The following is a 21,524-nucleotide window of genomic DNA, read 5'->3' on the forward strand; positions in this document are numbered from 1 at the left end:
TCGTGACCGACGCGAACGGTACGAACGAAACGAACGATATGGTACCGATCGACGACAACGACGAGCGACTGCTCGAGTCGGCCTCTTACGATGGCCCGCCTCAGTCGACCGTCCGCTTCGAGTCCGAATCGACCGCGGTCAGGTACTGCTCGAGGAGGTCGGGAAACTCCCGCCCGCGAATAAAGCGCAGCCCGAAGTCCTCGGTCCAGTCGATGATCCCGTTGTCCTCGGTGACCACGCCGGCCTCGAGTTCGCGGGCCAAGATTAGGAGGTCGAAGTCCTCGCGGGAGTCGAGGACGCCGGTGCGCATCGCCCGACGGTACTTCTCGCGCAGATCCGAGATGACGGCGTCGGTCTCGGTCATGTGCTCGTGATCCGCGAGCGGTCCGTCGTCGATCGCCTCGACCTCGCGGACGGCTTCCTCGGAGACGCGCAGCCCGCGGTCGACGCGGTCGCTCATCTCGTCGACGAAGCTGTAGACGACGTTCGCGGGCACCGAAACCGCGTACCGATCGGGGTGTTTTCGGATCACCCAGGTGTTGAGCTTCGAGTAGATTTCGTCGTCGACATCTCGCGCCGCGAGCATCGTCGTCAACTCGTCGTGGATCGTCGGCGGCACGTAACAGGAGATGCCGAGGTTGAGGCGCGCGTTCGCGATCAACTCGAGCAACCGGAGGACGGCGTCCTCGAGGGACTCGTCGTCGCGGCGGATCTCCTCGGTGATAAACAGCGAGGTGTCGAGAACGAACCGCTGTTTGAACGCCTCGGTGGCCATACCGCGTGTTCGTGGCGAACGGGGAAATAAGTGGACCCGGGTCGCGGGCCGGAAATGGATCCGCGTCGCGGGCTACGCTTCGACCGCCGGAACGGCGCCTAGACGTCGGGCTGTTTCTCCGGATCCGCACCCAGCCCGGCCTCGGAGACGATCTCCGCACCGATCGAGGAGAGTTCGACGGAGACGTCGCCGGGGGCGACCTTGCTGATCTCGTCGACGTTGCCCGCGAGCACCGTCAGGATGTCGTCCGGATTGGCGTACAGCAACATGTTACCGTCTTCGCCCTCCGCGACCAGTTGCGTGTCGTTCAGAACGATCTGGTCGTTCTGGATCGTCGCCGCCACGACGGGCAGCGCCTCGGGTTTGCCCTGTTCGTCGTCGCGGACCCGCCGGATGTGGACGGCCTCGAGGTCCAGTGCGTCTTTGTGCTCCTGGATCACCTCGGCGCAGCTGACCATATCCTGGAGGAGCTGGGACTTCTGCTCGCCGCCGTGTCCGTCGTCGCCCTCGAGACAGTGCTGACAGACGCGAAGTTCGAGTCGCATTGAACTGTCGTTGTGCCTCGAGACCGATGAGAATTCCGTTTCCGGGAACCGCCGCGACCGGCCGGGCCGACGGCTTCGGGTGCGCGTTTTTTGCCCCGCCGCGCCGTACCGCTTCGTGATGAGTGTTACCGAATACCACCGAACGCTCGGGATCGGCGAGGGGGCCTTCCGAACCCTCGAGTCGAACCTCGAGCGCCGCGAGTACGAGGGTCGGTCGTACCGCCACCTTCCGGACCACCGACAGGGCGTCGAGCGCGGCACCGCGTTACTCGACGGCGCGGTCGTCCGCGGCTTCCCGAAGGTCCCGCGGGCGCTCGTCCTCGGGACGGGTATTCCGGCGCAGTTCGCGGCCGACACCGCCGAAATCGCGGTCGAGGAGAAGCTAAACGGCTACAACGTTCGAGTGGCCCGGGTCGACGGCGACGTGCTCGCGTTCACCCGCAGCGGGATGATCTGCCCGTTCACGACCCGACTCGTCGAGCGACGGCTGGACCTCGAGGCGCTCTTCGACGCCCACCCCGAGGCGATGGTTTGCGGCGAGATGGTCGGGCCGGAGAATCCCTACACGGCCCACGACTACCCCGAAATCGACTCGCTCGCGTTTCGGGCGTTCGACTGGCGCGACCGCGAGACGGGCGAACCCCTGCCGGTCGAGATGCGCCGCGAGCGCTACGATCGGTTCGGCGTTCCGCAGGTTCGACTGTTCGGGACGTACGCCGTCGAGGACGCCGCAAGCTGGGTCAGACCGATCGTCGACGCGCTCGACGACGAGGGGCGGGAAGGCGTCGTGATGAAGTCGACCGACGGTCGGACGCAACTCAAGTACACGACCGCGGCCGCGAACCGCGGCGACCTCGCGTACGCCTTCTCGTTGCCGTTCGACTACGGGCGATCGTTCGTGTTCCGCCGGCTCGTCCGCGAGGCGTTCCAGAGCGTCGAGTGGGACGAGTCCGACGCGGCCGCGCGCGAGCGCGCCCACGATCTGGGTGAGGCGATCTTGCTCTCGATGCGGGAGACGATCGACGCTGTCGACGAGGGCGCCGACGCCGGCGACCGTCACACCGTCCGTGCCGCCCCGGAGGCCGTCGACGCCCTGCTCGAGCACCTCTGCAATCAGGGACTCGACCTCGAGATCGAAGCCGATCGCCGCGAGGACGGCGACCGCGTCTGTACGTTCCTGAAGCGGACGCAATCGACCACCGACAAGACGCGAAACTACCTCGAGGGGCACATCGTTCGGGAGTGAGACGGTCTGCTGTACCACTGTACCGGCGCAATCGCAGGACGTGTCGCGGGTGCGCCGGAACTGACGGACGGTCGTCCGTACGAGCGCGAGGTCGGGACTCGAGCGAACGCGGTCGGAAGGCGGTCGCTGGGATACCCTTCAACTGTCTCCGGACGATAGTCGAGACGGGAGTCCACCGATGTCCACGCCAGAGTACACCCGACGATCCCTGCTCGCGGCCGGCGCGACGGCGGGCGCGCTCTCCGTCGCGGGCTGTACGAGTCTGCTCGACGACGAGGACGATTTCCCCGGCGAGGTCGAGACCGTCGTCGACGGGCTGGCCCACCCCTGGGCCCTCGAATTCGTGCCGGACGAGCCGTGGCTGCTCGTGACGGAACGGGAGGGAGCGCTGCGCCTGATCGATAGGGAAGAAGACGAGGCTGCAACGATCGATGGCACGCCGGACGTCTTCGCCGAGGGTCAGGGCGGACTGCTCGACGTCGCCCTCCACCCCGATTTCGACGAGGAGCCCTGGGTCTACCTGACCTACGCCGCGACGAACGACGACGGCGAGTCGGCGACGCACCTCGGCCGCGGCCGACTCGAGGTCGACGACGACGGCGAGGGCGGTGCCCTCGAGGAGTTCGAGGAACTCCACGTCGCGGAGCCGTTCGTCGAGGACAGCGGCCACTTCGGCTCGCGTGCGGTTTTCGGTCCCGACGGCGCACTCTACGTGACGACCGGCGACCGGCAATTCAAGGATTTCGGCCCGGAGCACGTTTCCCAGGACCCGACGAACGAACTCGGCGCGACGCTGCGCCTCGAGCCGGACGGGTCGGTTCCGGACGACAACCCGTTCGTCGACAGCGAGGGGACGGAACTCCCTCGAGCAGACGGCGACGCCGTCGACGGGGACGACGTAGAAGACGCGATCTACAGCTACGGCCATCGGAACGTCCAGGGGATGACCGTCCACCCGGAGACCGACGAGATCTGGCAGAGCGAGCACGGCGAGGAGGACGGCGACGAACTCAACGTCCTCGAGGAAGGCGGCAACTACGGCTGGCCGATCGCCCACACCGGCTGCGAGTACGGCACCGACGAGCCGGTCGGCGACGACCCCTTCGACGACGACGATATCGTCGATCCGGTCTACTACTGGGAGTGCAACAGCGGCGGGTTTCCGCCCGCCGGAATGACCTTCTACGACGGCGACGCCTTCGAAGATTGGCAGGGCGACCTGTTCGTCGGCAACCTGGCCGGCGAGTACCTCGGACGGTTCAGCGTCGACGGCACCGACGTCGAGGAGACCGATCAGTTACTCGAAACCCGCGGCTGGCGGATCCGCGACGTGGCCGTCGCGCCCGATACCGACTACATCTACGTCGCCGTCGACGACGCCGACGCGCCGATCGTCAGGCTCGTGCCGGAGTAACCGGAGCAACGAAGCTAACTCCTGATTCGAGTGGCGCCCCCAAAGCGAGCGGCTACGATCGCTCCGCGACGATCTCTTCGATCCGATCGCCGCCGCTATCGACGTAGCCGCCGTGATAACAGACGACGTGTTCGATCCCGCGACTCGAGAGCGCCTCGAGCGAGCCGTACGCGCGATCCATATCCGGCGTGAACTCCGGCTTCGGCCCCGAAAGCGGCTCGTCACCGTCGGAGACGAGTGCGTCGCCCGCGATTAAGAGCCCGTCTTCCGGAAAGTGCAGCGACACGTGTCCGGGCGTGTGGCCGGGCGTCTCGACGATCTCCATCGGCCCCGCGAGCGTCGGAATGCGGACGCCGCCGACCACCTCGAGGTCGACGTCGACCGGCGGGTACCGATCCCCGTCGCCTTTGATCGGATCGCGCTCGCCCGTGAGATACGGCGCTTCCTCGGGGTGGGTCGCGACGACCGCGTCGACGGCCTCGAGCAGGTCAGCGAGGCCGCCGACGTGGTCGCCGTCGTGGTGGGTCGCGAGGACGAGCCAGACGTCCTCGAGTTCGTAGCCGAGCGAACGAAGGTGCGTTCGGAGCCCGTCGACCGCGTTCGCCGGGCCGACGTCGATCAGAACGGGCCCGCGCTCGGTCTCGACGAGCGTCGGGGTGACCGTGAGTTCTCGACCGCCGTACTCGATCGTCAGCGGGAGCGTGTGGACGCCCGCATCGCGCTGGTCGTCTTCCATACGCGCCCTGTTTCGGTCCGGAACGAAAATCGTGTCCGTTCTCGGCGGCGACCGAAGGCTGTTCACGCCGAGCCATGCCATAATATTGATTATATTCTCAATTATAATAAGAAACAAGATATATTTATTTTCGGCCGTGTACAGTAGTCCAATGAGCGTAAACGTCACGTTCCCAACACTCGAGGTCGAGTCGGATCCGTTCGCGGATGCGCCGACGCGGACCCTCTCGGAGACGATCCAGCCCTTCGCTGACGCCTACGACGAGCGCATCGGCGACCGCGACCGGACGACCTGGCGATGGTTCGATCGCGTCGAATCCGAGTTCCGACTCTCCTGTCTCGACGAAGCCCACGCCCAACGCGCCCGTGACGCCAAGGTGCTCGCGACGATGTTCATCACCGTCGTCGACGACGTCGCCGAACGCCACGGCGACCGGAAGACCCTCGAGGAACTCCTCACGGTTCCGTTCGAGAGCCGCCCCGCGGAACCGACCCGCGACGGCGTCGACGGCGAGTACGTGCGGTTCCAGCAGGAGCTCTGGGACGGGCTACTGGCGCTCTACGACCAGAGTCCGCGGGCCCCGGCGTTCGAAGATCTGTTACGGTTCGACGTCCGACAGGCCCTGCAGTCGGTCGATTACTCATCACTCATCGCTGACCGCCCCGGCCTCGCCGGCGAACGCGAACTCTGGACGTACGACGCGCACAATATGATGATCTTCGTCTTCGCCGACATCGACCTCGCGAACAGCCCTGCCTTCGACGCAGGCGAACTCGCCGCCATCCGAACCGTCGTCGATCGAACCCAGCGGATGGCCCGCATCGGCAACTGGATCGGGACCTGGGAACGGGAACTCGCCGAAGGCGACTACAGCTCCGGCGTCGTCGTCCGCGCCCTCGAGTCGGGGCTCGTCTCGGAAACCGAACTCCGGGCGATTCACCAGTCTCCGACCGAGTCGACCGTCGAGCCGGTCGTCGACCGGATCCGCGACTCGGAGATCGAGGCCGCGTTCGTCGACCGGTGGTGCCAGGAGTACGACGCGGCCGTGGCGTACGCCGACGACGTCGACTCCGTCGACGTGTGCGACTACGTCGAGAGCTTCGAACCGATCTTTCGCTCACAGCTCGCACGTCGGCCCTCGGACTGAGCGACGCGCGGGGTGTAACGGCGGGACGGTCACAGCGGGGCGATCACGGCGGACGAGCACCGGCGGCCGGTCGCAGTCCCATGCCCCTGTTTCACACCCCAATGATCAACAAAGAAAAGTCTATATGGGAACAGCATCGAGGTCACCGATACGAAACGTCCCAGCTGCGGACGGTGCCCTCCATGGAATTAATTAGCAATCAGAGCGGTGATACGCGAGTCACGGACGGTATCACCCAACTTTTCGACGAGGACGGAACGGTCTACCTCGTGACCGGCTACTTTACTAACAGTGCCTACAGACTCATTCGTCCCGATATCGAGCACTTTCTGGAGCGATCCCCGGAGAACGAACTTGTCGTCGTCGTGAGCCCGACGGCCGACCAGTTCACGCCCGAAATCGCCCGCGACCTCCGTCGTCTCGACGACGGCGACGAGCGGATTCAGCTGTACAAGTATCCACACGGCTGTCTCCACGCGAAGCTCTACGTTCGAACCGGCGACCATCCGATGGCGATGGTCGGCTCGGTGAACCTGACGCGGGTCGCCTTCGAGCAGAATATCGAACTGAGCGTCCTCGTCGAACCGGACGACGGCGACGAGGCCGAGATCGAACCGTTCCTCGAGTGGACCGAAGGACTCCTCTCGATCTGCGAGCCGTTTCGCTATCGCGATACGTTCCGGCCGGTGATGCTGTTTAACACCGTCACCGTGTGGACGAACAAGGCCCGACTGCTCTCCGGGCGGACGATCGTTCAACAGCCGTCGACGTACGTCGTGCTCGTCCTGTTGGGACTGTTCGTTATGCTGTCCCTGGCGACGTGAGGTGGCCGATGACGCGTGGATTCGGTGAAGTCGACCTGTTGCAAGAGTTCGTCCCGGACGCGCTCGCGTTCCCGGTCGCGATGGCGACCCAGCTCGGCGCGATCTGGTTCGCACTGGTGATCATCGCCTGCGTCTACCGGTTTCACGACCGCGAAGATGCCGTCGTGATCGGCGGATTGCTCGTCGCCGGAACCGGAATCTGGCGGACGATCAAAATCGTCGCACCGGTCCCCCGTCCCGAACAGCCGCTGGTCGCCCTCGAGTCGCTGCCGACGCTCCTCCAGCCGCTGTTCGAACTGGCCGTCGTCGACAGCGGCGCCGGCTTTCCGAGCGGCCACGCCGTGACGACGACGGTGATCTACCTCTCGCTGGCGCGGTATCTCTCCGTTGGGACCCGACTCCAGCGGTATCTGGGCGCGTTCTCGATGGTCTCGCTCGTCGGCCTGACGCGAATCACGCTCGGCGTCCACTACCTCGTCGACGTCGTCGCCGGCGCGCTGATCGGGAACACGCTGCTCCTGTCGGCCCACTGGCTCGCGGCGCGGGCGCCCGACCACCGCGTCTCGATCGCGCTCTCGCTCGGCGTCTGTTCGGCGTCGATCTGCCTGCTCGCGAACCTGCTCGTCGGGCCGTTCGGACTCTGGGAGGTCGCCCTCTTCGCCGGCGGCGTCGGGGGCTACGTCTGGTGGCACTTCATCGCCGTCGATCGTCGTCCGATCGGATTCGGCGAGCCGTCGTGAGCCGCCGGTCGACGCTCGTCACTGCGTCGTCGTCCGTTGGTTCGACTCGACGACCGGCTCCGAGACGACGTGCTTGACGAGTTTCGCCTCGATCTTCCGGAGGTGCTCGCCGACGGTGCCGCCGGCGAGGTCGACCTCGCTGCCGATCTTCTCGTACGTTGTCTCGCGCGGGGAGCCGTAGTAGCCGAGATCGATCGCCGTCTCGAACAGCCGGCGCTGTGTCGGCGTGAGCTTCGCGAGAAACACGTTTTCTTCGGGCTCGAAGGGCTGTTTCGTCTCGAGCGTGACGGAAACGTCGTCGGGAACGGCCGCCAGCGCCTGCTGAAACGCGTCTTCGGTGGCGACGACCGTTACCTGTAGATCGCCGTCGCGGGTGTAGGTCATCGGCGGATCGACGAAGACGGGATGCGCTCGCGAGATACCGAGCAGATCGTCGACGGTCTCGGTGAGTTCGCATTCGGCACAGACGAAGATGCGGCCGTCGAACGCCTCGATCCAGTACCCGAGCGAGTCGAGTTCGGCCTCGAGGACGGTTTCGGCTCGCTCGCGATCGCCGGCGAGTTCGTAGAGCACCACTCCCCAATCGTCGTCGAGACGGCGGACGCGATGGATCGCGACGCGACGCACTCCCTCCGTCCGCTCGAGTCGCTCCTCGAACGGGTGAAACCACCCCGTCGGCGGAGAGAGTCGAACGTCGTAGTGGCGCATACCACCGTTACTGGAGCGCACGCTGATAATTATCCGTCGGCAAACGGATCGTTAGCACGCCCTTTCCACCGAACGAAATCGACGGACGCAATGACGACGCGGACTCGAAACGGCGCGATACGAGAGACGTGGACCGCGCTCGTCACGACCGGGCGGTCGCCGGTCTCGCGACGAAATCGGTGGCCGGAAGACGTGCGTTTTATAACCGTCACCGCGTAAGAGGGTCGTACGACTATGCCCCACTCTAATGGCCCACGTCAGGGAACGCGAGGCAAGCTATCGAACGATCCGCGCGAACGCGGCACCTCGCCGCCACAGCGAGCGATTCAGGAGTACGAAGAAGGCGAGAAGGTCCACCTGAAGATCGACCCGAGCGTTCACAAGGGTCGCTTCCACCCGCGCTTCGACGGCCAGACCGGCGAAGTCGTCGGGAAACAGGGCGCCGCGTTCAAGGTCCAGATCACGGACGGCGGAAAGGAGAAGACGCTGATCGTCACCGCCGCGCACCTGCGCGCCCAGAACCAGGAAAAGTCCCGGATCTGAGCCAGGATGACGATCTTCAAAGAGATCGTCGACGAGGAGTTCCTGACGGTCTCGGAGACGAAGGAGCTGCTCGCCGACATCGAAGCCGAACGCGCGTTAGACGAAGACCGCGAGCTACCGTACGAGCTCGCCCGCGCGATCGAACACGCCAACCGCTTTGCCGTCCTCGAGCCCGAGGAGGCCCAGCAGCTCGTCGACGACCTCCAGGAACTGGAGAAGATCGACGAGCCGACGGCGTACAAGATCGCCAACCTCATGCCGCGCAACCGCGACGAGCTCCGTTCGGTGTTCGCACAGCAACGCTACTCGCTGTCCGGTGACGAACTGGACGAGATTCTCAACGTCATCGCGCAGTACGCCTGACGGCGGGCCGACTCTTTAAGTACGGCGTCGCCGTATGGTTATCTCAATGACCGAATCCGATAGCGGCGGGGCGAACGTCCGTCGTGCAGTCGTACTGGATTACCTCGCACACGGGCTCTCGGGCGACAATCGTCCGCAGTACGAGAAGTCGCCGGCCGGCTACGCCCTCGAGACCGAAGATTTCGAGCTCTATCAGGTTGCCTTCGACGAAGAGGAACGGCTGACCATCGGGAGCGAGGTCGGCATCGAACCGCCGGAAGCGCGCGACGTCGTCACCGAGGCCCACAAGGTCGAGTACGAGGACCTCTCCTCGGGCGCCCAGTCGGAACTCGAGTACGTCGTCGCGGACCTCGTCGAGGAGGACGAAGAGCGGTTCGTCGACTTCTACAACGACGCCCAACCGATCACGCTGCGGCTCCACCAGCTGAATCTCCTGCCGGGGATCGGAAAGAAACTGCGCAACAGCATCTTAGACGAGCGCAAGCGCAAGCCCTTCGAGAGCTTCGAGGAACTCTCCGAGCGCGTCTCGGGGCTGCACGACCCCGACGAAATCCTCGTCGAACGCATCATCGAGGAGTTGCGCGACGACGATCTGAAGTACCAGACGTTCGTCGGGCGGCAGGAACAGGAACAGAATCAGTAGCTGCTTTTCGCGCGGCGAGGTGCAGCGGCGACACCGCCAGAAGCGTCGACTGGCCGCTGACACCGCTGTCTCGGGCACCGATCCCGAGTGCACTCGGTCGGTGAGTACGGGTCGTACACGTACGTACCACACCGGACCGAGGGACATACCACACTGGACCGAGAACCCGGCAGGCGGTGGCGCGCGCTGTCGATCGCGTCTGAACGAGAGTGAAGACCGATCGACGACACCGTGCGAGGGGTGAAGCGAACGCAGTGAGCGAATCGGCTGGGGAGGGAGAGGCAGTTCCTCGTTGCCACGGTCGTAGGACACCGCGTGGCGTTTTGATCCAGTACTCGAGAGGGATCAGTACTCGAGGGGAATCAGTCGAAACCAAGGCCCTGATTCCCTGGCTACGGGAAATCGCATCGATCTCCCCAGCCGATTCGCTCGTTCACTCCGTTCTCTCAACCGATAGAAGACGCGAGACGTCCCCCGCGCCTTCGCTCGCGATGCTCGCGAAGACCGCGCACGGTTTCGGGACGAAGTTCGTTCGTCACTCACCGAATCCCGGCGCGCGCCACCGCAAACGGCGACTCGAGCGCGACACGAAACCGGAACCGAATCCTCGAGACGGCGGCTCGACCGGTGGGCGCGGTCGGTCCCTCGAGCACGAGTACGGCGGTCTCGAGCGCGCGCCGTCTGGAGCGTCTCGCAGGCGAGACGGTGCGTTTACACCGGGGCCCACCCAAACCCGGGCAATGAGAGACCCAGACGGACTGATCGCGCGGGCGGGCGTCCGCGGCGATCCGGACCGCGACCAGCACTTCCTGGTCGACGACCGCGTTCTCGATCGGCTGCCGACCTATCTCACCGAAATCGACGCCGACACCTCCCACCTGCTCGAGATCGGCGGCGGGACGGGCGCACTGACGGACCGACTGCTGGCGATCGCAGACGAAGTGACCGTCGTCGAGCGCGACCGGAAACTCGCCGCGTTCTTAGAGGCGGAGTTCGCCGACGAGATCGACGCGGGTCGGCTGACCGTGATCGAGGGCGACGCCCTCGAGGTCGCCCTCCCCGACTTCACGGCCTCCGTCTCGAACCTGCCCTACGGCGTCTCGAGCGAGATCACGTTCCGCTTGCTGCCGGAACAGCGCCCGCTCGTCCTGATGTTCCAACAGGAGTTCGCCGAACGGATGGTCGCCCAACCGGGGACCAGCGAGTACGGACGGCTCTCGGTGTCGACCCAGCACTACGCCGACGCCGAACTGGTCGAGTCGATCCCGAAGGAGGCGTTTTCCCCGCCGCCGGCCGTCCAGAGCGCGGTGGTACGGCTCGAGCCTCGAGCGCCCGACTACGAGGTCGACGACGAGGCGTTCTTCCTGCGGTTCGTCAAGGCGCTGTTCACCCAGCGCCGGAAGACGATTCGGAACGCGATCCGGAACACGGCCCACATCTCGGGACTCGAGGCTCCCGACGCGGTCGTCGAGGCGGCCGACGACGACGTCCTGCAAAAGCGTGCGGACGCGATGTCGCCCGCGGCGTTCGCCGCGCTCGCGCAGTTGGCTCTCGACGTCGGCGAACCCGGCGAGGGGCAGTGATACTGTTGGACAGCAGTCAGTGCGACGTCGGTCGCGAATTCGCGGCCGGCTCCGACGGCGACGACCGCAGAGCGCGACCGATCGGCAACTCGTGCTGTCCGGCAGTTTGAGACGACGGACCGTCCGCCCGGAGCCGGTCCCGATTCTGATCCCGACCACCGTTCGAGACGCGCTCGCAGGGTCGGCGTCGACCGACGAATACTCATAGCTGCGCAGATCATTCGCTCGAGAGACGAGGATCGATTTCATGGAAACACGACAGGCGGCGCTCGGCGGGCTGTTCGACGCGTTCGGGCTGGACGTCCGGATCGCGATCACGGTCGCAGCGATCGGCTTCCTGCTGGTCGTGTTGCTGACCTACCGGCGGCTACAGCGGTGGCTCAACGATCGAACGAAGCCGCTGTACAGCGATATTCTGTCGACGACGATCCTCATCGGCTCCTGTCTACTGTCGCTTTCCGTCGTTCTGGGTACGTGGGGGCTGACCGACGACGTACGGGACGTTTACTCGGAGTACTTCGGCCAGGGCGTTCTCGTCCAGGCGGCCGTCACGTTCATCCTCGTCGTCGGGACGGTCATCGTCACGCGCTTCGTCAAGCGGGTCCTCGAAGAGCTCCTCGGGTCGGCGTCCGCCATCACCGACCACCAGCGCGAGATTACACACCGGGTCACGCAGGTGATCATCTGGTCGGTGTCGCTGGTCGTCATCCTGGGCGTCTGGGTCGACGACCTCGGCGGGCTGCTCGTCGGTGCCGGGTTCGCCGGGATCGTCATCGGTATCGCCGCCCAGCAGACGCTCGGAACCGTTCTCTCGGGGTTCGTCCTGATGTTCGACCGCCCCTTCGAGATCGGTGACTGGATCGAGGTCGACGACGAGGAAGGGATCGTCACCGACATCTCGATCGTCAACACTCGGCTCCAGTCGTTCGACGGGGAGTATATCATGATCCCCAACGACGTCATCTCCTCGAGTATGGTGACGAACCGCTCGCGGCGCGGCCGACTGCGAATCGAGGTCGACGTCGGCGTGGACTACGAGAGCGATCCCGAGCGGGCGGCGGAAATCGCCAGATCGCGGGTCGAGGAGCTGGACGCCTCGTTGACGGCGCCGTCGCCGCAAGTCATCACGAAGGAGTTCGGCGACTCGGCGGTCGTCCTCGGCGTTCGGTTCTGGATCGATAACCCGAACGCCAGGCGGTACAATCGCGCTCGGACGACGGCGATCAACGAGATCAAAGCGGCGTTCGAAGAAGCAGGAATCAAGATCCCCTACCCGCAGCGCGAACTCTCCGGTCGAGCCGAAACCGGCGGCTTCCGGATCGCCGACGACGGTCGGCCGAACGCGCCGTCTGCAGGGAACTCGAGGTCGCGCGGGGAGCGGTCGGATGCGGACTCGGACGACGGCGAGTCGGACTCGGGATCCGAATCCGAATCGGAACCCACACCAGGCCTGCCCTCGGAGGACGATTAGATGGGACTCGAGGACCGCCGCGGGGCGACCGACGACGTCTACCAGCCCGCCGAAGACTCGTATCTCTTGGCCGACGCCGCCGTCGAACGGCTCTCGGAGACGGCGACCGACGCCGACGCGAAGCCGCTCGTTCTCGAGGTCGGCACGGGCTCCGGCTACGTCGCGAACCGAATCGACGAGGAGACGGACGCGAACGTGGTCGCCGCGGACCTGAACCCCCACGCGGTGAGACAGGCTCGCGACGAAGGGCTGGAGGCCGTGAGAGCCGACCTCGTCGCTCCCTTCGCCGACGACGCCCTCGACGCGGTCGTCTTCAACCCGCCGTATCTCCCGACGGATCCGGACAACGAGTGGGACGACTGGATGGAGCGTGCGCTGTCGGGCGGCGAGGACGGTCGGGCCGTCATCGACCCCTTCCTCGCGGACGTCGGGCGCGTGTTGGCTCCCGACGGCGTCGTCTACCTGCTCGTCAGTAGCCTCACCGGCGTCGACGCGGTCGTCGAGGAAGCCGGCGAGTACGGCTTCAGCGCCGTCGCGCTCGCCGACGAGTCGTTCCCCTTCGAGACGCTGACAGTGCTGGCGCTGTACCCCGCTCGCATCCCCTGATACGGATTGCTGTCCCGATGTCCCGGGCAACCGCGACCCGGGCGGCGATTGCGCCGGCTTACAGCAAACCGTATGAGTGGGAAGAAACATAACTGTTCGAGAGAAACTCGCGGCCGTGTCGCCGAAGACGCCGCTCTTGGGGCCCGCGGAGTACTTCGCCAGCGCCGATGATCCGCTTCCCGTCGGGATGGCCGTATTCGCCCTCTACGTGCTGGCAACGGTCGGACTGGGTGTCGTCAGTGTCGCGTTGCTCGCGACGCAGCCCGCCGATCCGCCGGCCACCGTCGAACTGCTCGAGACCGTGGGCCACGTCGTTTTTATCACCGGTATCGATCTCGGGATCGCGATCGCCGCGGTCACGATCGTCGTCCACCGCTTTAGCGGCGGTTCGTTCGACGGAACGATCGGCTGGACGCTCGCAGTCGTCGGCTGGTCGTACGCGCCGAACCTGCTCGCCGTTCCGATCGAACTCGCGTTCACGATCGCCGGAAACCTCGGCGAATCCGACGCCAGCGCCATCGCCGTACTCGACCTCGGCGACGGGCACGTGGCGTTCTCCTCGACCGGCGTCGCTCCGATCGGACTGATTCCGTTGCTCGCCGTCACGATCTGGAGCGTCTACATTATCGGATACGGCGTCGCGGCGGCCAACGACGTGCCCGTGCGCTCCGCGATGGGGGTCGCGATCCTCGTCGGGATCGGGTCGCTGTTGACCTCGCTTCTGTGAAAGGGCCTGACGTGGGCCGCGGCGAGCGCTCACATCGTCTCGAGACGAGCCGAAAACGTTCTCGAGCGAAAACTCCGTGAGTACTATACACACACGCTGTCGACCCCGATCTCGTACTCCGGAGAAACCTGCAAGAATTACTGTAGTGTATTACAGAGGATGGAAAATATTAAGCGTCGGTATAGCCTAGCCGTCGGTACGATGACTGAGTACGTGTCGACCACGCCGGGGCTGTTTCCGCTCCCGGATTGGGCGAAAGACGACCTCTCGGACCTCAAGGGCCATCAGAAACACGACCTCATCAGCGGCGACGAGGGTGAGGAGACCACCGCAGCCTACGAGACGGCTCGCGAGGAAGTGATCGACGTACAGGACGACGCCGGACTCGACCGGATCGTCGAGGGACAGCTGCGCTGGGACGACATGCTCGCCCACCCGCTGGCCGTCAACGACGCCGTCGAGACCCGCGGTATCGTTCGCTACTACGACAACAACAACTTCTACCGCGAGCCCGTCGTTCAGGACGAGCTCGAGGCCTCCGGCGATGTCGCAGCGGAACTCGAGGCCACGGCGGACCTGACCGACGGCGACCTGCAGGCCGTCCTCCCCGGTCCGTACTCGCTCGCCGACCTCGCGACCGACGAACAGTACGGCGACGACGCGGAATTCCTCGCGGCGATCGGGGAGTTCCTCGCCGACGAGGTCGACGCGTTCCCGGACGTCGAGACCCTGTTCCTGCTCGAGCCGTCGCTCGTCGAGTCGGCGCCCGAAGACGGCGAGGACGAGCGCGCCAGCGAGGCGATCGATCAGGTTGCACGCGCCACGGACGCCGACGTCGTCGTCCAGCCCTACTGGGGCGCCCTCGAGGAGAAGGTCTACGCGCACCTGCTCGACGCGGATATCGACGCGGTCGGCTTCGACTTCGTCGCGAATCAGGACGACAACCTCTACAACATCCAGGAGTACGGTGCGACCGATTCCGCCTCGCTCGGTCTCGCGGACGGGCAGAGCACACTCGTCGAGGACGCGGAAGCGATCCGTGACCGCGTCGACTGGGTCGAAGACCAGCTACAGGTTACCGAGTTCGAGACGGTGTATCTGACTACGAACACGGAGACGTTCTACCTGCCGTACAACAAGTTCGAGGAGAAACTCGCCGTTCTTGCCGAAGCGGCGGAGCTCGCGGAGGTGAAAGCAGCATGAGCAACGAGAACAAAGATCAGTTCCGACCCGAGGATCACGCGAACGACCACTTCCTGCTGACGACCGTCGTCGGCAGCTACCCGAAGCCCAAGTGGCTCAACCGCGCGAAGGAGCTCTACGAGGACCCCGAGCACGGCTTCGACGAGGACGACTACCAGGAAGCGAAAGACGATGCCGCGCGCCTCATCACCAACGAACACGAGCGCGCCGGTCTGGACGTCGTCGTCGACGGCGAGATGCGGCGCAACGAGATGGTCGAGTTCTTCGCCCACCGCATCGAGGGCTACGAGTTCAACGGTCCCGTCAAGGTCTGGGGGCACAACTACTTCGACAAGCCCTCCGTCGTCAGCGACGTCGAGTACACCGACTCCTGGCTCGTCGACGAGTACAAGTTTACGGCTGACGCGACCGACCGTCCCGTCAAGGTCCCCATCACGGGTCCCTACACCCTCGCGAGCTGGTCGTTCAACGAGGCCTACGAGGACGACGCGGAACTCGCCTACGCGCTCGCCGACCTCGTCAACGAGGAGATCGAGAAGCTCGTCGACGCCGGCGCTCGGTACATCCAGATCGACGAGCCCGCGCTCGCGACCACCCCCGACGACCACGCCATCGTCGGCGAAGCCTTAGAACACATCGTCGAGGACATCCCCGAGGACGTCCGCATCGGCCTGCACGTCTGTTACGGCGACTACTCCCGGATCTACCCCGAAATCCTCGAGTTCCCCGTCGACGAGTTCGACCTCGAGCTCGCCAACGGCGACTACGACCAGCTCGACGTCTTCAAGGACCCCGAGTTCACCGCCGATCTGGCGCTGGGCGTCACCGACGTCCACGTCGCCGAGGCCGAGTCCGTCGAGCAGATCGAGGAGAACATCAAGAAAGGGCTCGAGGTCGTCCCGCCGGAACAGCTCGTCCTCTCGCCGGACTGCGGCGTGAAGCTACTGCCCCGCGAGGTCGCCTACGGCAAGATGGCAAACATGGTCGAGGCCGCCCGGAACGTCGAGGCCGACCTCGACGCGGGCAACATCGATATCGAACGCGGCGCGCCGACGCCGGCCGACGACTGATACGGGTTACTGTCCGTCAGGTCCGGCGCACCCGCGACCCGGGCGGCGGTTGCACCGGGACATCGGGATAGCAATCCGTATGACGCCGGACTCGCCCGCTCGCCGATCTCACTCTCTGGTTCTCGGTTTTCGGTTCGTCTCGCGGTCGCGCGTTCCGTCGATTAGTGCCGCGGACTCGAGGCTGACTTCCCACTAGAATGCATCACAGACCAATATTCTGATATCATTATACGGGTTGTGGAATGGCCACACGAAGCGATGACACGACGGTTACCTGGTGACCCGAATGTCTAAAAAACTATACGTTGTACGGGGGCGAACGCTCGAGTGATGAAACAGTATCTCTCCGACCGAGCCGACCTGCAAGAAGACGCCGTCGAACACCGAGAGACCGACCACGACGTCGATCCGCTGTTCGTCACCCGCTGGTCGCCGTACGCGATGACCGGGGAACCGCTCGAGGAGGAAGAGTTCCTGCCGCTGTTCGAGGCCGCCCGCTGGGCGCCGTCGGCGTTTAACAACCAGCACTGGCGGTTCGTCTACGCGACGCGAGAGGACGAGGAGTGGGACACGTTCGTCGACCTGCTCACCGAAGGCAATCAGGTCTGGGCGACCGACGCCGCGGTGCTCGGCGTGATCGTCTCGAAGACGACGTTCGACCACAACGGCGAACCCGCCGGCACCCACTCGTTCGACACCGGCGCCGCCTGGCAGAACCTCGCGCTCGAGGGCGCGCGCCGCGACCTTGCCGTCCACGGGATGGCCGGCTTCGACTACGAGCGGGCGGCCGACGAACTCGACGTTCCCGAGGAGTTCGCCGTCGAGGCCATGTTCGCCGTCGGCGAGCGCGCGCCGGCCGAGACGCTCCCCGAAGACCTCCGTGAGCGCGAGCAGCCGAGCGGACGTAAGTCCATCGACGAGATTACGCATCGAGGCCGTTTCGAGTAGCGACCGCGATTGCTTCGGACCGGAGAACGGGCTGATGGCGCGGCTCGCCGTTCTCTCGAACCTCTGGCTGGCGTTTCTCTTCGCGAGCATCCTCTCGGTTCGCGGCTTCGACTGGCGGGAGTTCGCGACGTACGCGGCCGTCGTCACCGCCTACGTGACGGTCGTCGTGGTGGGGCTGTTGCTCGTCTTCTGACCTCGCTGCCGTCCGGAGTCGCCGAGACCGCGACTCCGGCCGCGGTCACGGTTGCGATCGCGGTCGCGAGAGCTGTCGTGGCGCTCGCCGCGGCAAGGACTAACTGTCGCGTGGCCGAACCTCGAGTCATGACGCTCGAGGTTGGCGTACTCGGCTATCGATTCATGGGACAGGCACACGCGAACGCGATGGCGCGACTCCCGATGTTCTTCCCGGACGCGCCGGACGTCAACCGCCGCGTTCTCGTCGGCCGCGACGAGGACGAACTCGCGGACGCCGCCGACCGGCTCGGCTTCGAGACGACCGCGACCGACTGGGCCGACGTCGTCGACGACGTCGACGTCTTCTACAACCTCGGACCGAACCACGTCCACGCCGAGCCCTCGATCGCCGCCCTCGAGGCCGGGACGCCGGTGTTCTGCGAGAAGCCGCTGGCGCCGACGCTCGAGGACGCCGAAGCGATGGCGGAGGCGGCCCGGGAGGCCGGCGACGACGTACCGGCCGGCTGTGCCTTCAACTACCGGTTCGTGCCGGCGATCCAGTACGCAAAGCGGCTGCTCGAGGACGGCGAACTCGGCGAGATCCGCCACGTCCGAGGTCGATACCTGCAGGACTGGCTGGTCGATCCCGACGAACCGTGGTCGTGGCGTCTCGACGAGGAGTTGGCGGGATCGGGCGTGCTCGGCGATCTGGGCGCCCACACGGTCGACCTGCTTCGCTTTCTGGTCGGCGACGACGACCTCGCGGGCGAGATGAAACGCGTCAGCGGTCACTGCCGGACGTTCGTCGACGAGCGGCCAGTGGACGGCGAGGGTGGAGACGGAGACGCCGAGACACGCCCCGTCACCGTCGACGACGCCTACTCCGCACAACTCGAGTTCGAAAACGGCGCGATGGGCACGCTCGAGGCCTCGCGCTACGCCACCGGCCACAAGAACGATCACACGATCGAGATCCACGGCTCGGACGGCAGTCTGCGATTCTCACTCGAGCGGCTGAACGAACTCGAGGTGTTGCGAGCCGACGAGAATCGGGGCTACGAGACGGTGCTGGTGACCGACGAGAGCGATCCCTACGTCGACCACTGGTGGCCGCCGGGCCACGTCCTGGGCTGGGAGCACACCTTCGTCCACGAGAACTACGAGTTCCTCAGTTCGGTCGCCTCGGGCGAGCCGTTCGCGCCGAGTTTCGAGGACGGACTCGCCACGCAGCGCGTCCTCGCGGCGATCGAGGACAGCGACGACCGCGGCGAGTGGGTCTCGCTCGCGTAACCCGCGTCCGTTGATCCGGACGTGGTACCCGCGACCGTCGCCCGATCGAATCGACGAACGGACTCGAGAGGACGCCGCCGCCGATCGCTCGGCCTCGCTCGCGCGAGTCGAAAATAAACGGGTTACACGTTGCTGTTTCGGTACTGAATCTATACCTCATAAACTTTTGTAGTATCCGGAAGAACCACCGTCCCATGCGAGCTGCCGTAATCGACGAACATGGGGAACCACTCGAGATCGAGGACGTGGCGTATCCGGAGCCACAGCCCGATCAGGTAATCGTGGAGACGGAGGCGTGTGGGGTTTGCCGGAGCGACTGGCACGCCTGGCAGGGCGACTGGAGCTGGATCGGGGCCGGGGTCCCCGAGGGCCAGATTCTCGGTCACGAACCCGCCGGCATCGTTTCGGCGGTCGGCGACGACGTCGAGACGCTCGAGGAAGGCGACCGGGTCGCCGTGCCGTTCCACCTCGGCGACGGCAGCTGTCCGCACTGCCAGGAGGGGCGGGCCAACAACTGCGAGACGGTGATTCCGCTCGGACTCTCGGAGTACTCCCAGGGCGCGTTCGCCGAGGCCTTCCCCGTCCGCGAGGCCGACTTCAACTGCGTCAAGCTCCCCGACAGCGTCGACTTCACGGAGATGGCCGGCCTGGGGTGTCGGTTCATGACCGCCTACCACGCGCTGGCCGACCGCGCTAACCTTCGACCCGGCGACTGGGTGGCCGTCCACGGCTGTGGCGGCGTCGGTCTCTCGGCGATCCACATCGCGGACGCGATCGGCGCCCACCCGATCGCGATCGACCTCGTCGACGACAAACTCGAGCGCGCCAGGGAACTCGGCGCTCGCGAGACCGTCAACGTGACCGAGGTCGACAGCGCAGCCCGGGAGGTCCAGGCGATCACCGGCAACGGCGCCGACGTCTCCATCGACGCGCTGGGCGTCGCCGACACCTGCCAGAACTCGGTCAACAGCCTCGGCACGCGAGGCACCCACGTCCAGGTCGGTCTGACGACCGGCGAGGAGGCGGGCCAGATCGACCTTCCCGTCGACGTGATGACGATGCAGGAACTGGACTTCCACGGCTCCTTCGGCATGCCGCTGGTTCGCTACGAGGAACTGTTCAACCTGATCGCACAGGGCACCCTCGAGCCGAGCAAGATCATCGGCGAGCGGCTGACGCTCGAGGAACTGCCGGAGACGCTCGCGTCGATGGACGACTACGAGACCGTCGGTATTCCGGTCGTCACCGAGTTCTGAAATCGGACTCGAGCGGTTTTTTCGAGTCGCCACGGTTCGCAGAGCGCCGCGGCTCACGGGTAAGTTCGTGAAATCCGGACGGGGGCGGGATCCCGCCCTGGATGAGAGACATGAGCTAACTCGAAGCGGGGGCGAGTCCACTTCCGAGCGATCCGGGCACGAACGCACGCATCGGCTGGTCAGCGCGTCATGGTGTCGGTGGAGCGTGTACCCGGCGGGGCCTTCCGTCCCCGCACTCGGTTCGACGTGAGTCGCCCCCATTGTTATGCAGGCACTTGGCCGTCCGTAGTCACACCAAACCGTTGACAGGCATCGGGTAACGCGGCCACAGCGTTGGATTTCGCGGGCTAACGTGCCGCCTGATTCGACCCAGCGTTCCGCTACTCAGCGCATCGGCGGTAGCACGAAAGGCGGCGCTGATGACCTGCGCACAACGACCACAGAACAATGACGCTATAGCCGCTCAACCAGCCCATGGACAACGTCGACGCGGATCCGATTCGGATCGGTATCGTGGGATTAGGATACATCGGGACGACCGTTGGCGAACAGTTTCACCGACGCGCGGACGCAACTGTGAAAGCGCTCTGTGACCTCGACGCCGACCGACTGGCGACGGTCGGACCGACGTTCGACGTTCCGGACGACAGTCGGTACACCGACTACGAGACGATGCTCGAGACCGAACCCCTCGAGGCCGTCCTCGTCGGGACGCCCCACACGCTTCACTACGAGCAGGTCGTTGCGGCCCTCGAACGCGACTGCCACGTCTACTGTGACAAGCCGCTCACGACGGATCTCGAGCGCGCACGCGACCTCGCCGAACGCGCCGAGGCCGGCGCGGAGACGCTGATGGTCGGCTACCAGCGCCACCTCCAGACGGCGTTTCGAGAGGCGAGAGAGCGCTTTGCCGACTCGCCGCCGACCTGGCTGACCGCCTCGATGACGCAGGGATGGATCGACGACTCGAGGGGTACCTGGCGGCTCGATCCCGACCTGTCCGGTGGCGGATTCCTCTACGACACCGGCAGTCACGTTCTGGACGGCGTGCTCTGGACGACCGGGCTCGAGCCCGAATCGGTCGCGGCGAGCATGGACTTTCACGACGCGGACGACCGGATCGATCGGCGCGCCCACCTCGACGTCCGATTCGCAAACGGCGCCACCGGGACGTTCTCGTTCAACGGCGACGCGCCCGCGGTGCGAGAGCACGTCCACTGCTGGGACGACGACGGCGCCGTCTACCTCGAGGGCCGTCAGTGGGGGTCGCGGTCGCTGACGGAGATCGATGCCGACGCCGGTGAGTACGAGCCCTACATCGACGCTCGAGCCGAACGAACGCGCGCTGAGGCCTTCCTCGAGAGCGTTCAGACGGACACCGAGCCGCCGGCGACGGCTCGAGACGCCCTCCGGGTGACGGCGCTGACGGAAGCGGCCTACGAAGCCGCCAGAACCGGTGAGCGAGTCGAGGTATCCACCGAGTGAAGCCGCGCGGCGTGTCGGTAGCCCAGA

Annotated in this window: 23 protein-coding genes; 19 read left to right on the forward strand and 4 right to left on the reverse strand. The window is 65.6% G+C overall.

The genetic code is table 11. The features are described 5' to 3' along the window. Positions 1 to 100: 100 nt before the first annotated feature. Together C493_RS17040 and C493_RS17045 are read right to left on the reverse strand one after the other, a co-directional pair. Positions 101 to 775 (reverse strand): RNA ligase partner protein, encoded by a 675-nt coding sequence (locus tag C493_RS17040; RefSeq protein WP_007260727.1) that lies wholly within the window; start codon positions 773 to 775, stop codon positions 101 to 103. Between the two features lie 98 nt (positions 776 to 873). Beyond that, positions 874 to 1,320, reverse strand: a complete 447-nt coding sequence (locus C493_RS17045) for a hypothetical protein (protein ID WP_007260728.1) — start codon at positions 1,318 to 1,320, stop codon at positions 874 to 876. 118 nt (positions 1,321 to 1,438) lie between these two features. Between C493_RS17045 and C493_RS17050 the strand changes: the two genes are divergently transcribed. Together C493_RS17050 and C493_RS17055 are read left to right on the forward strand one after the other, a co-directional pair. Further along, positions 1,439 to 2,566 carry an RNA ligase gene (locus C493_RS17050; protein ID WP_007260729.1) on the forward strand — a complete coding sequence of 376 codons (1,128 nt, stop codon included), beginning with the start codon at positions 1,439 to 1,441 and terminating at the stop codon, positions 2,564 to 2,566. A gap of 178 nt (positions 2,567 to 2,744) precedes the next feature. Beyond that, entirely contained in the window at positions 2,745 to 3,980 is a 1,236-nt protein-coding gene (locus tag C493_RS17055) for a PQQ-dependent sugar dehydrogenase (protein ID WP_007260730.1), read from the forward strand. Positions 3,981 to 4,032: 52 nt separating this feature from the next. Here the strand turns inward: C493_RS17055 and C493_RS17060 are convergent, their stop codons facing one another. Further along, positions 4,033 to 4,716, reverse strand: a complete 684-nt coding sequence (locus C493_RS17060; protein ID WP_007260731.1) for an MBL fold metallo-hydrolase — start codon at positions 4,714 to 4,716, stop codon at positions 4,033 to 4,035. A 151-nt stretch (positions 4,717 to 4,867) separates the two neighbouring features. Here C493_RS17060 and C493_RS17065 point away from each other — a divergent pair, with 151 nt between their 5' ends. The 3 genes from C493_RS17065 (at position 4,868) to C493_RS17075 (ending at position 7,427) form a co-directional block, all read left to right on the forward strand. After that, positions 4,868 to 5,863: a hypothetical protein gene (locus C493_RS17065; protein WP_007260732.1), complete on the forward strand. Its 996-nt coding sequence runs from the start codon at positions 4,868 to 4,870 to the stop codon at positions 5,861 to 5,863. Positions 5,864 to 6,045: 182 nt separating this feature from the next. Beyond that, positions 6,046 to 6,687 (forward strand): phospholipase D-like domain-containing protein, encoded by a 642-nt coding sequence (locus tag C493_RS17070; RefSeq protein ID WP_007260733.1) that lies wholly within the window; start codon positions 6,046 to 6,048, stop codon positions 6,685 to 6,687. A gap of 8 nt (positions 6,688 to 6,695) precedes the next feature. Then, complete coding sequence (locus C493_RS17075) at positions 6,696 to 7,427, forward strand: phosphatase PAP2 family protein (protein ID WP_007260734.1); 732 nt, start codon at positions 6,696 to 6,698, stop codon at positions 7,425 to 7,427. Positions 7,428 to 7,445: 18 nt separating this feature from the next. Here C493_RS17075 and C493_RS17080 read toward each other — a convergent pair whose 3' ends face one another. Then, complete coding sequence (locus tag C493_RS17080; RefSeq protein WP_007260735.1) at positions 7,446 to 8,135, reverse strand: helix-turn-helix domain-containing protein; 690 nt, start codon at positions 8,133 to 8,135, stop codon at positions 7,446 to 7,448. Between the two features lie 234 nt (positions 8,136 to 8,369). Here C493_RS17080 and C493_RS17085 point away from each other — a divergent pair, with 234 nt between their 5' ends. The 14 genes from C493_RS17085 to C493_RS17145 all read left to right on the forward strand — a co-directional run bounded on the left by C493_RS17085 (position 8,370) and on the right by C493_RS17145 (position 21,497). Further along, on the forward strand, positions 8,370 to 8,678 hold the full coding sequence (locus tag C493_RS17085) for a 50S ribosomal protein L21e (RefSeq protein ID WP_007260736.1): 309 nt from the start codon (positions 8,370 to 8,372) through the stop codon (positions 8,676 to 8,678). A 6-nt stretch (positions 8,679 to 8,684) separates the two neighbouring features. After that, positions 8,685 to 9,041, forward strand: coding sequence for an RNA polymerase Rpb4 family protein (locus C493_RS17090; protein ID WP_007260737.1), 357 nt, complete (start codon positions 8,685 to 8,687; stop codon positions 9,039 to 9,041). A gap of 46 nt (positions 9,042 to 9,087) precedes the next feature. Further along, complete coding sequence (locus C493_RS17095; protein WP_007260738.1) at positions 9,088 to 9,684, forward strand: DUF655 domain-containing protein; 597 nt, start codon at positions 9,088 to 9,090, stop codon at positions 9,682 to 9,684. A gap of 740 nt (positions 9,685 to 10,424) precedes the next feature. Beyond that, positions 10,425 to 11,267: a 16S ribosomal RNA methyltransferase A gene (locus C493_RS17100; RefSeq protein WP_049889443.1), complete on the forward strand. Its 843-nt coding sequence runs from the start codon at positions 10,425 to 10,427 to the stop codon at positions 11,265 to 11,267. Positions 11,268 to 11,514: 247 nt separating this feature from the next. Continuing rightward, a complete protein-coding gene (locus C493_RS17105) occupies positions 11,515 to 12,738 on the forward strand; it encodes a mechanosensitive ion channel family protein (protein WP_007260740.1) in 1,224 nt (407 codons plus the stop codon). Further along, a complete protein-coding gene (locus C493_RS17110) occupies positions 12,739 to 13,344 on the forward strand; it encodes a HemK2/MTQ2 family protein methyltransferase (RefSeq protein WP_007260741.1) in 606 nt (201 codons plus the stop codon). Between the two features lie 115 nt (positions 13,345 to 13,459). After that, positions 13,460 to 14,071 carry a YIP1 family protein gene (locus tag C493_RS17115; RefSeq protein ID WP_007260742.1) on the forward strand — a complete coding sequence of 204 codons (612 nt, stop codon included), beginning with the start codon at positions 13,460 to 13,462 and terminating at the stop codon, positions 14,069 to 14,071. Positions 14,072 to 14,272: 201 nt separating this feature from the next. Then, complete coding sequence (locus C493_RS17120; protein ID WP_007260743.1) at positions 14,273 to 15,274, forward strand: hypothetical protein; 1,002 nt, start codon at positions 14,273 to 14,275, stop codon at positions 15,272 to 15,274. Beyond that, on the forward strand, positions 15,271 to 16,344 hold the full coding sequence (locus C493_RS17125; protein WP_007260744.1) for a methionine synthase: 1,074 nt from the start codon (positions 15,271 to 15,273) through the stop codon (positions 16,342 to 16,344). Before C493_RS17120 ends, C493_RS17125 begins: the two co-directional genes overlap by 4 nt. Before the next feature lie 330 nt (positions 16,345 to 16,674). Next, a complete protein-coding gene (locus C493_RS17130) occupies positions 16,675 to 17,292 on the forward strand; it encodes a nitroreductase family protein (RefSeq protein ID WP_007260745.1) in 618 nt (205 codons plus the stop codon). Positions 17,293 to 17,326: 34 nt separating this feature from the next. Beyond that, positions 17,327 to 17,485, forward strand: a complete 159-nt coding sequence (locus C493_RS22320) for a hypothetical protein (protein ID WP_007260746.1) — start codon at positions 17,327 to 17,329, stop codon at positions 17,483 to 17,485. Between the two features lie 128 nt (positions 17,486 to 17,613). Beyond that, on the forward strand, positions 17,614 to 18,756 hold the full coding sequence (locus C493_RS17135; RefSeq protein ID WP_007260747.1) for a Gfo/Idh/MocA family protein: 1,143 nt from the start codon (positions 17,614 to 17,616) through the stop codon (positions 18,754 to 18,756). A gap of 194 nt (positions 18,757 to 18,950) precedes the next feature. Further along, positions 18,951 to 20,012 (forward strand): zinc-dependent alcohol dehydrogenase family protein, encoded by a 1,062-nt coding sequence (locus C493_RS17140; RefSeq protein ID WP_007260748.1) that lies wholly within the window; start codon positions 18,951 to 18,953, stop codon positions 20,010 to 20,012. Positions 20,013 to 20,486: 474 nt separating this feature from the next. Next, positions 20,487 to 21,497, forward strand: coding sequence for a Gfo/Idh/MocA family protein (locus C493_RS17145; RefSeq protein WP_007260749.1), 1,011 nt, complete (start codon positions 20,487 to 20,489; stop codon positions 21,495 to 21,497). Positions 21,498 to 21,524 lie beyond the last annotated feature (27 nt).

This window comes from Natronolimnohabitans innermongolicus JCM 12255 (assembly GCF_000337215.1).
Taxonomy (GTDB): domain Archaea; phylum Halobacteriota; class Halobacteria; order Halobacteriales; family Natrialbaceae; genus Natronolimnohabitans; species Natronolimnohabitans innermongolicus.

Bases quoted from the DNA above. Each gene is read 5' to 3' on its own strand.
- C493_RS17060 (WP_007260731.1), bottom strand. From the start codon at position 4,716: ATGGAAGACGACCAGCGCGATGCGGGCGTCCACACGCTCCCGCTGACG.
- C493_RS17130 (WP_007260745.1), top strand. From the start codon at position 16,675: ATGAAACAGTATCTCTCCGACCGAGCCGACCTGCAAGAAGACGCCGTC.
- C493_RS17110 (WP_007260741.1), top strand. From the start codon at position 12,739: ATGGGACTCGAGGACCGCCGCGGGGCGACCGACGACGTCTACCAGCCC.
- C493_RS17065 (WP_007260732.1), top strand. From the start codon at position 4,868: ATGAGCGTAAACGTCACGTTCCCAACACTCGAGGTCGAGTCGGATCCG.
- C493_RS17100 (WP_049889443.1), top strand. From the start codon at position 10,425: ATGAGAGACCCAGACGGACTGATCGCGCGGGCGGGCGTCCGCGGCGAT.
- C493_RS17090 (WP_007260737.1), top strand. From the start codon at position 8,685: ATGACGATCTTCAAAGAGATCGTCGACGAGGAGTTCCTGACGGTCTCG.
- C493_RS17070 (WP_007260733.1), top strand. From the start codon at position 6,046: ATGGAATTAATTAGCAATCAGAGCGGTGATACGCGAGTCACGGACGGT.
- C493_RS17140 (WP_007260748.1), top strand. From the start codon at position 18,951: ATGCGAGCTGCCGTAATCGACGAACATGGGGAACCACTCGAGATCGAG.
- C493_RS17045 (WP_007260728.1), bottom strand. From the start codon at position 1,320: ATGCGACTCGAACTTCGCGTCTGTCAGCACTGTCTCGAGGGCGACGAC.
- C493_RS17050 (WP_007260729.1), top strand. From the start codon at position 1,439: ATGAGTGTTACCGAATACCACCGAACGCTCGGGATCGGCGAGGGGGCC.
- C493_RS17055 (WP_007260730.1), top strand. From the start codon at position 2,745: ATGTCCACGCCAGAGTACACCCGACGATCCCTGCTCGCGGCCGGCGCG.
- C493_RS17145 (WP_007260749.1), top strand. From the start codon at position 20,487: ATGGACAACGTCGACGCGGATCCGATTCGGATCGGTATCGTGGGATTA.
- C493_RS17120 (WP_007260743.1), top strand. From the start codon at position 14,273: ATGACTGAGTACGTGTCGACCACGCCGGGGCTGTTTCCGCTCCCGGAT.
- C493_RS17080 (WP_007260735.1), bottom strand. From the start codon at position 8,135: ATGCGCCACTACGACGTTCGACTCTCTCCGCCGACGGGGTGGTTTCAC.
- C493_RS17085 (WP_007260736.1), top strand. From the start codon at position 8,370: ATGCCCCACTCTAATGGCCCACGTCAGGGAACGCGAGGCAAGCTATCG.
- C493_RS17040 (WP_007260727.1), bottom strand. From the start codon at position 775: ATGGCCACCGAGGCGTTCAAACAGCGGTTCGTTCTCGACACCTCGCTG.
- C493_RS17105 (WP_007260740.1), top strand. From the start codon at position 11,515: ATGGAAACACGACAGGCGGCGCTCGGCGGGCTGTTCGACGCGTTCGGG.
- C493_RS17125 (WP_007260744.1), top strand. From the start codon at position 15,271: ATGAGCAACGAGAACAAAGATCAGTTCCGACCCGAGGATCACGCGAAC.
- C493_RS17095 (WP_007260738.1), top strand. From the start codon at position 9,088: ATGACCGAATCCGATAGCGGCGGGGCGAACGTCCGTCGTGCAGTCGTA.
- C493_RS17075 (WP_007260734.1), top strand. From the start codon at position 6,696: ATGACGCGTGGATTCGGTGAAGTCGACCTGTTGCAAGAGTTCGTCCCG.
- C493_RS22320 (WP_007260746.1), top strand. From the start codon at position 17,327: ATGGCGCGGCTCGCCGTTCTCTCGAACCTCTGGCTGGCGTTTCTCTTC.
- C493_RS17135 (WP_007260747.1), top strand. From the start codon at position 17,614: ATGACGCTCGAGGTTGGCGTACTCGGCTATCGATTCATGGGACAGGCA.